Raw genomic sequence first — 12,139 nt, 5'->3', positions numbered from 1 at the left:
AGCGTGTATTTAGAGCACATTGTATTCAGGCTTTATACCAACGGCACTTATAATTGACCTGTATGCGCCCAATTTCGTCTACCGATTGATGAGATTGCGCGGGGTTGTTGAATAAGCTTATTCCAAGCGGAACAGGCGGCATCGACAATTTCCTGGTAGTCTTGAAAGGTTCGGTTAGAGAGCCAGTTTTGCCGTAAGTACTGCCAAACATTTTCAACCGGGTTGAGCTCCGGAGAACGGGGTGGGAGCAGCAAGATGGTTATATTATCAGGCAACTTCAGTTTTGCCGTTGTATGCCAACCCGCTTGATCCATCAGGACCACTGCGTGCGCCCCTTTGGCGACGGTTCGGCTGATTTCTTTAAGGTGAAGCTGCATGGAATTGGTATTGGCTTTGGGCAAAACAAGTGCTGCCCCTTTGCCGTGGGCGGGGCAGATGGCCCCGAATACATAAGTTGATTGATAGCGCCCGTCGCTGGGAGCCCGTGGTCTCGTTCCTTTTTTGCCCACCTTCTGGTGAGCCCATTTTTTTGACCAATGCGGGCTTCGTCCTGCCACCAGATTTCCATGGATGTTTGTGAGGGCAAGCGCGCTTTTATTTCTTTAAGCCGGGCATGGAAGTTTTTTTATATGTCTCCATAACTTGCTCGTCCTGTGCCGGGTGCTGTGGCCGAACGCTGACCCGAGAAAATCCCAGAACTCTGAGGAGGCTTGAAATAGCCCTTTCGCTATAGCTGACCCCAAACTTCTGCTCGATCACACCTTGCAGATCCCGCCGACGCCAGCGAATTACGCCGTGTTGTTGTAAATCAGGCCCAGCCTCAACCAGATCTGCAAATTCAGCCATTTGCTCTTTATTTAACCACCGGACACGGCCCGGGATCTTACGATTGTACAGGCCGTGCGGCCCTTCTGCGTTAAACCGATGCACCCAGTCTCGCAGTGTTTGGCGGTCCATGCCGCCCATGCGTGCCGCCTCCAAGCGCGACAACCCATCATAAACAGCAGCAAGAGCAAGAAGGCGGCGGCTCTGCCTGACATCCTTACTTTGACAAGCAAGAGTTCGTAACGAAGAAGCATCATAGTCTCGGCGCAATGGGATCGCTGACATTGGGAATCTCCTTTCCCAATGTTGAATCACAATTCAAGTGATTTGGGAATCCTCATCCCGAGTCAAAAACAGGTGCCGTTGGTATTATACTCTAAAGGGCACCTCTAAAAATCAGTCTTTCTAGATTTCTTGCAAGACTAAAGAGCGTCCGCCTTTTTCCAAGGACAGGCCATTAAAGCAATGAGGCGCAACGCTGAATCGATTGGGGATTCCCAATCAGGTTGATTTGTGATTCACTCCTTTTAGGGAGGAGATCACATGGGCCGGCCACTTTCACTTGATTTACGCCTTCGCTTTAAAAGGCTCATTTTATCCGGGATGAGCGGGCGTGAAGCAGCACGCCGCCTGCTGATCTCTCCAGCATCAGGATCTCGCTTGGCCCGTAAAGTTCGGGAGGGGCAGAGTTTAATCCCGGTCAGGACAGGGCGCCCAAAGGGAGGCGGAAAATTGGAGCCCTACCTCTCCTTCTTGCGCGAGCTGGTCAATCAAGACGGAGATATCACGTTGATGGAGTTATGTGATGCACTTTTCATGGCTGAGGGAGTGAGGGTTCACCATACTTCCGTCTCCAAGGCTTTGCGCCGTCTTGGCTACACCTATAAAAAAAATCGTTGGTGGCAACCGAGCGTGGCAAACTCCATGTACAAAATGCCAGAGATGAATGGCGCCACACCCGTCAGCCTATAATGCGTGATCTGCCTGAGAGACTGGTGTTTCTCGATGAAACCAGTGTTAAAACGAATTTAACCCGGCTGCGAGGCCGAGCCTTTAAAGGGGAACGAGCCCTTGACACAGCGCCGTTTGGACGCTGGCAGAACCAGACCTTTATCGCCGGTTTGACCCACGAGGGACTCATTGCGCCCTGGGTTCTGGACGGGGCCATGAATGGCAAGGCATTCACCACTTATATCACGACACAACTGGCTCCATGCTTGCACCCTAAAACGGTGGTCATTCTGGATAACCTGTCCACACACAAAGTTCCAGAAGCCGCAAGGGCCCTCAGACAAAGCGGGTGTTGGTTCCTTTTTCTGCCGCCCTATTCTCCTGATCTCAATCCTATCGAAATGGCGTTTTCCAAGCTCAAAGCACACCTACGCAGAATGAAAGCCAGAACCTTTGAGACCTTGATAAAGGCTCTGGGTGACATATGCGATCTGTTCACACCCCAAGAGTGTTGGAATTACTTCAAGGCAGCTGGATATGTTTCAGTATAAAGGCTCAAGACTATAAATGTTAAGTCCCGCGAGGAGATGGTGTGGTTGTTTTATGAACCTGTCCGGCTCTTTTGTCTATTGTTTGGTAATGTATTCAAAGGGTGTTTGTCCTTTGAGAGCCTTGAGGCGTTTGGCGAAGTTATAAGCCTGTATGAACGTTTCCAGATGAGTGCGCAGCAGGTTGTGTGTCTGGTAATAATAGCGTCGAACCGTGGCCTCTTTGATGGTGCGGTTCATACGTTCGACCTGACCGGTCGCGAGCATACGCTTCACGTCCTGAGCATTCCAACTGTCGCCTTTGGGATCGGTGAAATGGGTCCCGTTGTCGGTCAGCACGGTGTGGACTTTATAAGGTACAGTCATGATGAGGTTGCGAAGAAAGTTGCCAGCAATCCTTCTGGTGGCTTTCTCATGCAGTTCCACAAAGGCAAACTTCGACGTTCTATCAATGGCAACGAACAAATAAAGCTTGCCTTCCGCAGTTCGCACCTCCGCGATATCGATGTGAAAGTAACCGATCGGATAGGCTTTGAAAGGTTTTTTGGTCTTGTTCTTATCTGGGGCTGGCAGACGCGAAATCCCGTGGCGCTGGAATAGACGGTGGAGGGATGAGCGGGTCAACTTCGGGATCGTTTCCTGCAGAGCATAAAGGCAGTCATCCAGCGCGAGTAAAGAGTGCTTGCGAAAAGCAATACACGCAGCCTCTTCAGCCACAGTAAGAACGGTAGAGCGAGGATTTTTCCGGCCCATAGGTTGATCTTCTACGCTGCTACGTTTTTTCCACTTCATAACCGTTTTGGGATTGATGTTATATCGGGTACTCAGCTCTTTGATTGTTGCATCCGATTTTTGGATGGCCGATCGAACCGCGTGAGTAGTCGTGGCGCTACCGTGTAATACCTGTCCCATAGCCCCTCCTTACAAGATGGTGTCAACGATAAACTGATTCCATCTTCTCGCGGGACTAAACATATAAAGCAGGATTTCCAACAGTAAATCCAAGGAATTGAAAGGGTTAACCGTTTGTGAGTGGCTTCCACGTTGTCTGCGGCATACGCCAGTCAATTCCTTCTAGAAGGAGTGATAATTGCGATGCTGATAGACTGACCTTACCATTCTTAGCCGCAGGCCAGACAAAGCGGCCGCGCTCCAATCTTTTGGAAAATAGACAACCACCCTGCGTATCCCACCAGATGATCTTCAACAAATCGCCCCGTCGGCCGCGAAATACAAACAGATGGCCACTGAACGGGTCTTCCTTTAGGATATTTTCTGCTCGGGCCGCCAAAGTGTTAAAACCACAACGCATATCTGTGATGCCTGCGGCCAGCCACACGCGTGCATTACTGGGAACCGGAATCATGTGGCGAGCCCCGCGAGAACTGCGGTAAGCTGCTGCTCATTCAAGCAACCACTCAGGCGCACTTCATGTCCTGCAACCAACCTGATTTCCATCACCAACTCTGAATTTGAAACAACAAAGTTCGGTGAGCATTCAGGAGCTGACTTCTCAAATACAGTTGCGTTTTCAACGCTAACCGGAACAAAGGCTGTAGGTTCAGGGGCATCAATGGCAGGCTTTGGGGAAGGATTATAACGTTTGTCCTTAAGCCAATTATAAAGACGCCCTTTGTTAAGCCCGTTTCTGCGGGCAACCTGGGCGATAGATTCACGGGACGACAAAGCTTCCTCACAAACGGTGCGCTTGTCCTCTTCACTCCAATACGTCTTGTTTTTCTTGCTCATAAGTCTAGTCCTGCATAATTAAATCAGGCCGAACTTAAACCACGAATTTCAAGGGCGTTAGGTCGGTCAGCCCAGACGCTTACTAACCAACTGGACTTACCCCACTTGAAAGAGGGCGGATATTCCGCTCTCTTTTTTGCCCTGTACCCGCACACAAAAAAACTCCACCTCGGGAAACTGGCGGAGTTCTTTCTATGTGCTATTTGGGAAACTTAACCGAAGGAGAAGTCGTCCGAGCTTAGATCGGATTTACTTAAACCGTTCAGTGTGAGTACATCACCACTTCCCAGATCGATCACCACATTGCCATCTTCGTTGCTGGCATGGTTCATGATTTCGTTGAAGCTGTTTTTGTTGCTTCCAAAACCTTCCAGCAAAATTGTGTCGTCAGAGGTATTGAAGTCTTTAATGACGTCTTTGTCATCGTCGCGGGAGAAAATAAATGTATCCTGGCCACCGCCACCTATAAGAGTGTCGTCTCCTTTGCCACCAGTGACGATGTCGTCTCCACCTCCGCCGTCAACTCTGTCACTACCTCTATTGCCGTCTAGGGTATCATCTCCACCATAACCCCATATTTTGTCGGCCCCTTTTCCTCCGCTTATGTGATCTGAACCGTTATCTCCATGGAGGATGTCGTCGCCATCTCTACCTACTTGATATTTTTGAACAGCACTAGTCATAGTCGCTTTCCAGTCTTTTATAGTTACTATCAGAGTTAAATATGAATTCATCTACTCAACGATGATCATTGAAGCGTATATTATAGTAGATGCTTCTGTTTAACTTTGATTATTTATGTATTAATGAGCGTATCTTTTATTATTACATTATCGATGTTGGGGGTTTTCTATTTTAATTTCTCCTTCATCGCTTAACTGCCGTAAGGTTATGTAGCAAATATTGGTAGAAATATCTATATTTAAATTACATGAATGTAATGATTGAGTATAATTTTCAGTATTTGGAAAGGAGAAGATATCTAAATTTTTTGTAATGTAACATGTTGCGATTTAAGGCATAACCTCATCAAATTAACTCATGCTTGCCAGGCGAAGACGGGGTCTTTCACTTTTAAGTGAGAGCCTATTCTGGGCTGAATTTACCCCATCAATATTGTGTTTCATGCCTGAAAAATATGGGGAGCGTTGTGAGTTCTAAAGCCTTACAGTCTGGCGTTCTTCAAGCCATTCCTCGCGTGCTTTGTGGACAGGAAGCTTGTCCCGCTCTGTTGCCTCCACTGTCTGTTTTATATTTAAAGCCATGCCGATGTAGAATATTGGAGATCGATCTGAAATGAACTTTGACGCCCTTGGCCATGAAAAGAGCATCCCGTAGTTCACACAAACTTATGGTAGCGTCAACAATCTTTCGCACTTTTTGTTTTCAAGCAACGGCTCTGGTTTGATGCTCGATGTTCTCGAAGAGCGGTTTCCTTTGCAAAACCAGCCACCTTCATCTTGGGAAGTTGTCTCGTCTAAAACGATGCCTTTCTCACAAACTTCCCAGTCTACGATTTCATCCTCGACCCACGTCTCATGCATCAGATCTAACTGATGCAGAATAGAAGTTGTTTCTTTGTAAGGCCCGTTTAAGGCTACTACAGTCTGCTTAACTTCCTGAACTTGACTGTAAAACTCCAACTGCTCGTCTCGTGTCATTCCCACCTCCTATTAAGTGGCCGATCTGGGCTGCTCGGACTTTTTCAGCTTAACCAGCTCTGCTAGAGTGGCGAACATAGCAGTCCCCACGACTCCGCCAGTTTCAAGTATTACGTCGATTTCTAAGATTAAATCCTCAAGCTCTTCTTTGGTGTTGTAGTCGATCTTCTCAGTCATTTTCACCTCTAACTAACTGCCCCTAGATTTTGGTGAATCTTTAGTCTCCCAAAGTTCATTTTCATCTACCTTACGAATAGACTTGAACATGGGCACCAACCAGTCGCCAGGGGTCACCCAGATCCATAGTTTGAATATCTTCTTGCTAAGTTGCCATCGGATTTGTTTAATCATCACGCGGCCCCTTTCCCTTGTTCGTCCCAGTGTATATTTTTCTCCATTTTTTGGAGCCAATTTCGAAATATTGAGTGGGTGAGATCGGGGGCGTTACCCAACGCGAAAGTCCTTGATGCACTACTAAATGAGAGTAATACAGCGCTGCCAGCGTTCGGATTTGTTGCATCTATTGAGGTAAGAACCGCCCACCGGGTTTCATCAAACCCGAGTGTGCTCCGGTCAGCCGCATTCCTTGCATCGGATCTAATGCTTGTTTCCTGTGTCTTAAGATATTGTTCGTAAGCGATGGGATGGACACCCCCTTTCAGGCTTTACTGTGCCAAAGTGGTGTCAGACCACTTGTATAGGAGGCGTCCATGAAAGAACTTTACATAGTAGGACTTGATCTGGCTAAGAATGTTTTTCAGGCACATGGTGCCGACAAGAGTGGAAAACCGATTTTCAGCAAAAAACTCTCCAGAGCAAAACTGTTGCCATTTTTAGAAAGCTTGCCCCCGACTGTTGTGGCTATGGAAGCTTGTGCGACCGCTCATTACTGGGCGCGGGAAATTAACCGCCTCGGCCATGAGGCAAAACTGGTTCCTCCCGTCTATGTGAAACCGTTTGTCAAACGGCAGAAAAATGATGCAGTAGATGCTGAGGCCATTGCGGAGGCAGCCTCCCGCGCAACCATGCGCTTTGTTGCCGTCAAAAGCAGTGAACAGCAGGGAGGCTGTATGGCTTTCAAAACCCGGGATCTGTTTGTGCGCCAGCGAACGCAAACGATTAATGCCTTGCGGGCGCATCTGGCAGAGCATGGTCTGCTTGCAGCAAAAGGGATTGTTCATCTCAAGGCATTGCGAGAACTGCTCCAAACAAAGGGGCAGGACCTGCCAGAAACGGTTGAGAGCTATAGTCATATGCTTCTCGATCAGATTGTGAGCCTGCAGGAGAAAATTAATGAGCTCCTGAAGGCTATCAACCGAACAACCGAAAAGGAGGAAGTTGCGACACGTTTGATGGCAGTTCCTGGTATCGGCCCGATCACCGCATCTGCCATTCTGGCGTTTGCGCCGCCGCCTGAGATCTTCACAAAGGGAAGAGATTTTTCTGCCTGGCTCGGTCTAACTCCCAAACAGTTTTCCAGTGGAGGTAAGGAGCGGTTGGGACGCACCTCCAAGATGGGACAAAGAGATATTCGGCGCCTTCTGATTACCGGGGCAATGGCAGTGGTCCGGTGGGCCAAGCTGCGCGGTGCCCGTGAGGGGGCATGGTTGCAACGGATGTTGGACCGTAAACCTTCTATGCTGGTGGCTGTCGCCCTTGCCAACAAGATGGCCCGTATTGTCTGGGCTTTATTGCAAACAAAAGAATCTTATCGGGAGACTGCTATCGGCTGAAGATGGCAATGCTCCCTGATAAGCTATGTGAGCAGGACCGAAGAAGCTAAGGAAAATGGTCATTGAGACAGAACCGGAAAACCACTGCCGGACGGAGCACATTTAAAGTGCGCGTAAGCGAATTGGACCGGTTCGACGGATCTCCATAGGGGCCCGCGACGGAGTAAGGTCGCAAATAGAGGCCGAATATACGTCAGTGCCTGACCTCACTTTCCAAAGTTTCATAAATCACTGCTTGCATATCGGGGGTGTCCATATACGTCCAGCCTGACCGACCTAACGCCATTGATGTCCCGGAAGCGACAGCCTTTATTCCGGTTCGCGTTGAAGATACCACTGCAACTGTCAATTCAGATCCTGAACGCACTTCGAGCTTTGCTGTCTCTACTTCATGCGATTAGGTTAAGGGGATTCCATGAGCAAGAGGTTTTGATTTCGCCGGAGTGATAGAAGGGCGATATCAATATCGGCCCCTGCATGCCACATTCTGGAGGTACTATGTATGCCATATGCTTTGAGTCGATCCGGGGAAAAAGCATAACCGGCGACAGGTAGCGGCATTGAGCTATCTAACAGTTGCATGTTGGCAAGAGTTGATATCAAACTCCTATACTTTTTATGATGGGGAACAGTGCCTGATACTCTCAACAAATCTGAGCTAATATTGTGTTTTTTATACAAAACTTCTGTGCGGCGAGCCAGTGCCAAGCAATTATGATCTGCCAATGAACAAAATCCATCAGTGCGTGAGCTCTTTGGCATGTATGGGCCGCCATGCCATGCTATTAAACTATTGGGCCCGGATGTAATTTGCCGGGCAATCGGTACTATATAGTTTGCACAGCTTGAAAAACAAAGTTCATCTACTGTTAGCTCGTGCACTTTATGAGAGAGTAGCTCTGCCACGGTAAGCCAAGTCTCAACAGGTCCGCCTGAAGATCGAACAATGACATCAATCTTATCAATATTGGTTATAGTCTTTTTGAAGTATGCCAGATCAATATCACTAAGTGAGCCATAAAGGCATAATTTGTTTTCATTGTTTGAAGTTGTGGCAATCCATCCACCATTGCTGTCGGGTTGTTGTACAACTGTATGAAACAAAGAGCGACAATAGGTGATCGGGGAAGGGGTATCCGCAAAGCCTTCCACCGGACCAGCCATTATCATTAATAAAGAGGCGAGGTAAAATTTAAACATTATCTGTCTAGTTGAATGACAATTTTTTGTCTGCTGATTTCTATTGGGATTTTTTTTCGTTGTAATTCAATATTCGAAATAGTGTGGTTTAATTGCGAGCTGCTCAGCTCCTTATTGTCCATGACCGTTTGTGTTTTACGGTTCAGGCTATTGATATTTTTGTTGTAATTGGAGGTGACAAATACTTTCTCTGCATCCAAGCTCACCTTAGATTTTTGACATAGTCTTTGCTGTGCCTGATTTGGATCGGAACAAATGTTGACCATTTGCTTTCCAAAGCTTGCAACGATTGCTTGTGTTTGGGCGGCAAATAAAAACTCCACTCTCCGGTTTCGAGCCTTTCCTTTTATTGTAGCGTTTGTTGCAATGGGTAGGCTTTCGCCAAAAGAGATCCGGAATATATTTGCCTGATAAACACCTCGTCTGGCGAGCATATCGCTTACTGTTTTAGCCCGGTCCAATCCCAGTTGTTTATTGTATTCATCCGGTCCATCTGAATCTGTATGTCCCACAATAAATACAGATACATCCGGAGGTTCTTTTTGTAGACTTTGGGCAATTATATCGAGGATCGGATAGGCTTCAGGTTTTACTTGGCTACTTCCGCGGTCAAAAAAAACATCATGTTGTGCAACGACGCGCAAAACAGGTATGTCTGTTGGAAAGTCAGAAAGCCCATGCATCTCCTTTGTGATTGTTTCTTCAAAGAATTGGAGATTTAAGCCTGCATCAGTTAACCGAAGTAGACGCTCCCGGCGATCTGCGTGCTCTAAACCAACAGTTTCCCACGCCTCTTGAGGGCACGGTAACCCCTTAGGAAATCCTGGGGGACATGCAGATAGGGCAGGGCTGATAGACAGCCCTGACACTATAGTTGAAAGAATGAACAGTAAAGCCAAAGGCATCTTTTTAGAATAAGCCATTGGAAACCTTCGTAAGTTTAAACGAAATGCCCTCTTCCCGGCCCACAATTTCACAAGCTGGATCCGAGACATTCCCGGTAATTTGTTCCCCCTCAATGGAAAACGAGAGTTCTCTCATGCCGGCAAATGCCATCCACTGCAAACATTCCGGCTCAGGGTTTGGGTTGTCTGACCAAATTTGGGCAAACACCCGATCTCCGATGTATTCACACTGTGTATCTGTTTGGCAATTTAATAGCCCATTAAACGGAACAAAACGGTTTTGATCCGATTGCACTTCCACCCATGAGTTTACGATCGAATTTGATTGGTCTTTTGCCAGGCGCATACGCATTGGGTAAGTCCCTTGTGGGAAGTCGGCAACACCTTGAAATACTGAAACGGATGTGGGCTGGCTGTTGGAAGGCAGAGCTGCCCCGAAAGATCCGATCGAGACCAAGTTGGCCTGTTGGGAGAGAAAGTAGGGCTTCAAATAAGCATCCAATTGGTCATGCTGGCCCAGGCCCTGTGCAAAAATATGGGTTTCTGCGCGTAGGAAGTTGCCCCCCCCCCGTATGCCTTCTGAACGTGCCGCCGCCCGAATGGTTGTGATATCCCCATTTGGAAATGTGTAGAGATCCATGTCTGTTAGAATGAGAATTCTAGGGATTCCCTTGTCCAAGGATATCATCGGATTACGTTGCATACTTTCAATGAGCCCGCTTTCAGTGAAACGAACCTTCTCCGTCCCCCCAATGGAGACATTGTTGATGCCTTCCACGGATGCCATAACAAGCGAGTTTAAAAAGGTTTCCGCCTGTTTTTTGTGCCTTGACCTCCAGTCTCTCCCAATAAATGTATCCAAAGAACTGGTCTGGCTATCGAGCTTTTCAGCTTCCGCTGCACTCACGATTGGCATGCATCCTTGGAAAATGGGAGAGAGGCTCGCGCCATCAGAACTGGCGATGGCAACTGTTACGGGTTCATTTGGGGAGAAGCTATTGCTGCTGTTTGGCCCCGATGGATTTAACAAGGAGGTGAGAAAACGGCGCCAATTTTGGTTCTTTGCGGAAGGGCCGTTGTCTGTATCAGGAGCAACCATTGCTCCGTCAATGACGATTAATGTTTGGCGTAGTGGCTGCTCAGACAAAGTTCTGGCGCAGGTGGCGTTTTCGGTTCTAACCTGTGCAGGTGCTGTTCCCGTTAAACATACAAGCGCAAGTAATGTTGCAATGACACGCATCATCATGCCTCCGTGTGGTAGTTTAATGACAAGCGGTAGGCTTTGTAGTCAATCGGATCCATGATCTCTGCTTTCACGTCCTTTAACTCTGATGTGAGCGCGAATTTACATTTTTTCTCCCCTAAAGCTTCGATCAACTTTAAGCGGTAGTTGTTCAATATGGACAGGATCCGTTGATCCTGCTCTTTAAGAGCTCTGAGCATCTGTTGTGCATGCTCATACTCGTCTTTCATGTCGTCAGCTGGCTTGAAAACTCTATTTTTCGACTGCAGCTTACTAATCTTGACATCAATATCTTCATTTATGCGCCCATATTCTGCGCGCTTTATTTTCTCGATTTTTTTACTAAGCTGCTCGACTTCTTTTTCTGCGGCCCTTTTTTCTTTGAGTGTAAGTGGAAAAAAGTGATCTTCATCATGGGCAACAAATGCGATAATAACCCCAACGATCCAAACCACCACATTCATGATCATTGAGCCGCCAATAACGGTCAATGCACTTGGTGCTTGACCGCCAAGAACAGAGAAAGAAATAAGTTGGCCTGCAAAATATTGGCTTCTTGCATACCATACAGCGGCCATGACAACGGCTAAACATACCGTACCAAGACCTGCCATTCGCCAACCCGTGGCACGGTCGACATTTTTCCTGTGCCGGCCAGCAAGTGATTTATATTGCCGTAAAACAGTCCCGTGCATGTGTGAGGCAAGTGCTAGAGCAATGCCAATAATCAATGTGGATCCAAGGGCGAGAGCTGGTGTGAAGAGTTTAACTGCGTTGAAACTCTCGTAGTTTACCAGTGTTTCAGTGATAAGAACGATGATGAGTGCCGGGATATACCACCAGGGGGTTAGTTTTGCTTCCCGGCCATTATACTCACTTCGCATCTCATCGTAGAGTGCGGTTTTTTCTTCGAGTTTTTGGCCAGCTTCTTCCAGTTGTGTGAAATCAGAATTGTGCGCTTGTTGCATTTGCTTTAACGCAGCACGCTTTTCCCGAATTCTCGTATCTTGTAGTCGTGATTGTTCCCCTTCTAAGAAAACAGCTGAGGTGCCCTTGTCATCCTCCACATTTTGGTAGGCCCGATTGATTTCCTCAAGTGCCGCAACTCTGGGGTAGGCAACATTGGCCATATACCAATTTTCCATGGCAGGGGTGAGACCTTTTGGTGTACTCCCTGATGGATCAGACAGGCGTATACGCTTTAAATTACATTCACTTTCAATAGCCTCCAAAAGAGAGGCCTCGATGCCCCCCGGCTCATTGCCGGCGGTGCAAAAATTCTCATCAAGATAGTTACATGCCTGCTTGGTCTGCATTTTAAAAA

The 12,139-nt window shown here is 47.5% G+C and carries 12 protein-coding genes and 2 pseudogenes; 2 read left to right on the top strand and 12 right to left on the bottom strand.

The features are described from left to right. Positions 1–47: 47 nt before the first annotated feature. A pseudogene (locus P6574_RS21115) lies at positions 48–1,110 on the bottom strand (IS630 family transposase). A 258-nt stretch (positions 1,111–1,368) separates the two neighbouring features. Between P6574_RS21115 and P6574_RS21110 the strand changes: the two are divergent. Then, a protein-coding gene (locus P6574_RS21110; RefSeq protein WP_310619020.1) for an IS630 family transposase occupies positions 1,369–2,327 on the top strand; the annotation gives its coding sequence in 2 pieces (ribosomal slippage) (positions 1,369–1,710 and positions 1,713–2,327; 957 coding nt in all). Here the strand turns inward: P6574_RS21110 and P6574_RS21105 are convergent. The 7 genes and pseudogenes from P6574_RS21105 to P6574_RS21075 form a co-directional block, all read right to left on the bottom strand. Continuing rightward, positions 2,319–3,236: pseudogene (locus P6574_RS21105) on the bottom strand (DDE-type integrase/transposase/recombinase). The gene P6574_RS21110 and the pseudogene P6574_RS21105 sit on opposite strands and share 9 nt — an antisense overlap. A gap of 106 nt (positions 3,237–3,342) precedes the next feature. Further along, entirely contained in the window at positions 3,343–3,690 is a 348-nt protein-coding gene (gene tnpB / locus P6574_RS21100; protein ID WP_310622322.1) for an IS66 family insertion sequence element accessory protein TnpB, read from the bottom strand. Further along, on the bottom strand, positions 3,687–4,073 hold the full coding sequence (gene tnpA / locus P6574_RS21095; RefSeq protein ID WP_310622321.1) for an IS66-like element accessory protein TnpA: 387 nt from the start codon (positions 4,071–4,073) through the stop codon (positions 3,687–3,689). The genes tnpB and tnpA overlap by 4 nt, the downstream gene beginning before the upstream one ends. Positions 4,074–4,285: 212 nt before the next feature. Continuing rightward, the gene (locus P6574_RS21090) at positions 4,286–4,756 is read right to left on the bottom strand and encodes a calcium-binding protein (RefSeq protein WP_310622320.1); all 471 of its coding nucleotides are present in this window, start codon (positions 4,754–4,756) and stop codon (positions 4,286–4,288) included. A gap of 474 nt (positions 4,757–5,230) precedes the next feature. After that, entirely contained in the window at positions 5,231–5,404 is a 174-nt protein-coding gene (locus P6574_RS21085) for a hypothetical protein (protein WP_310622319.1), read from the bottom strand. 18 nt (positions 5,405–5,422) lie between these two features. Continuing rightward, entirely contained in the window at positions 5,423–5,734 is a 312-nt protein-coding gene (locus P6574_RS21080) for a hypothetical protein (RefSeq protein WP_310622318.1), read from the bottom strand. 12 nt (positions 5,735–5,746) lie between these two features. Then, positions 5,747–5,911 (bottom strand): hypothetical protein, encoded by a 165-nt coding sequence (locus P6574_RS21075; protein WP_310622317.1) that lies wholly within the window; start codon positions 5,909–5,911, stop codon positions 5,747–5,749. 533 nt (positions 5,912–6,444) lie between these two features. On the opposite strand from P6574_RS21075, the gene P6574_RS21070 reads away from it, so the two are divergent. Beyond that, positions 6,445–7,467 (top strand): IS110 family RNA-guided transposase, encoded by a 1,023-nt coding sequence (locus P6574_RS21070; protein ID WP_310622316.1) that lies wholly within the window; start codon positions 6,445–6,447, stop codon positions 7,465–7,467. 402 nt (positions 7,468–7,869) lie between these two features. Here P6574_RS21070 and P6574_RS21065 read toward each other — a convergent pair whose 3' ends face one another. Genes P6574_RS21065 through P6574_RS21050 form a run of 4 tightly spaced genes read right to left on the bottom strand, consistent with a single transcriptional unit; the run spans position 7,870 to position 12,131 of the window. After that, a complete protein-coding gene (locus P6574_RS21065) occupies positions 7,870–8,667 on the bottom strand; it encodes a hypothetical protein (protein WP_310622315.1) in 798 nt (265 codons plus the stop codon). Then, complete coding sequence (locus P6574_RS21060) at positions 8,667–9,590, bottom strand: OmpA family protein (protein WP_310622314.1); 924 nt, start codon at positions 9,588–9,590, stop codon at positions 8,667–8,669. Before P6574_RS21060 ends, P6574_RS21065 begins: the two co-directional genes overlap by 1 nt. Next, positions 9,577–10,812, bottom strand: coding sequence for a hypothetical protein (locus P6574_RS21055; protein ID WP_310622313.1), 1,236 nt, complete (start codon positions 10,810–10,812; stop codon positions 9,577–9,579). The genes P6574_RS21060 and P6574_RS21055 overlap by 14 nt, the downstream gene beginning before the upstream one ends. A 2-nt stretch (positions 10,813–10,814) precedes the next feature. Then, a complete protein-coding gene (locus P6574_RS21050) occupies positions 10,815–12,131 on the bottom strand; it encodes a hypothetical protein (RefSeq protein WP_310622312.1) in 1,317 nt (438 codons plus the stop codon). Positions 12,132–12,139: the final 8 nt, after the last annotated feature.

Origin of the sequence: Pseudovibrio sp. M1P-2-3, assembly GCF_031501865.1 — a bacterium.
GTDB lineage: Bacteria > Pseudomonadota > Alphaproteobacteria > Rhizobiales > Stappiaceae > Pseudovibrio > Pseudovibrio corallicola.
This window is presented reverse-complemented; position numbering and strand designations above follow the sequence as displayed.

Bases quoted from the DNA above. Each gene is read 5' to 3' on its own strand.
- tnpB (WP_310622322.1), bottom strand. From the start codon at position 3,690: ATGATTCCGGTTCCCAGTAATGCACGCGTGTGGCTGGCCGCAGGCATC.
- tnpA (WP_310622321.1), bottom strand. From the start codon at position 4,073: ATGAGCAAGAAAAACAAGACGTATTGGAGTGAAGAGGACAAGCGCACC.
- P6574_RS21090 (WP_310622320.1), bottom strand. From the start codon at position 4,756: ATGACTAGTGCTGTTCAAAAATATCAAGTAGGTAGAGATGGCGACGAC.
- P6574_RS21085 (WP_310622319.1), bottom strand. From the start codon at position 5,404: ATGCTCTTTTCATGGCCAAGGGCGTCAAAGTTCATTTCAGATCGATCT.
- P6574_RS21080 (WP_310622318.1), bottom strand. From the start codon at position 5,734: ATGACACGAGACGAGCAGTTGGAGTTTTACAGTCAAGTTCAGGAAGTT.
- P6574_RS21075 (WP_310622317.1), bottom strand. From the start codon at position 5,911: ATGACTGAGAAGATCGACTACAACACCAAAGAAGAGCTTGAGGATTTA.
- P6574_RS21070 (WP_310622316.1), top strand. From the start codon at position 6,445: ATGAAAGAACTTTACATAGTAGGACTTGATCTGGCTAAGAATGTTTTT.
- P6574_RS21065 (WP_310622315.1), bottom strand. From the start codon at position 8,667: ATGTTTAAATTTTACCTCGCCTCTTTATTAATGATAATGGCTGGTCCG.
- P6574_RS21060 (WP_310622314.1), bottom strand. From the start codon at position 9,590: ATGGCTTATTCTAAAAAGATGCCTTTGGCTTTACTGTTCATTCTTTCA.
- P6574_RS21055 (WP_310622313.1), bottom strand. From the start codon at position 10,812: ATGCGTGTCATTGCAACATTACTTGCGCTTGTATGTTTAACGGGAACA.
- P6574_RS21050 (WP_310622312.1), bottom strand. From the start codon at position 12,131: ATGCAGACCAAGCAGGCATGTAACTATCTTGATGAGAATTTTTGCACC.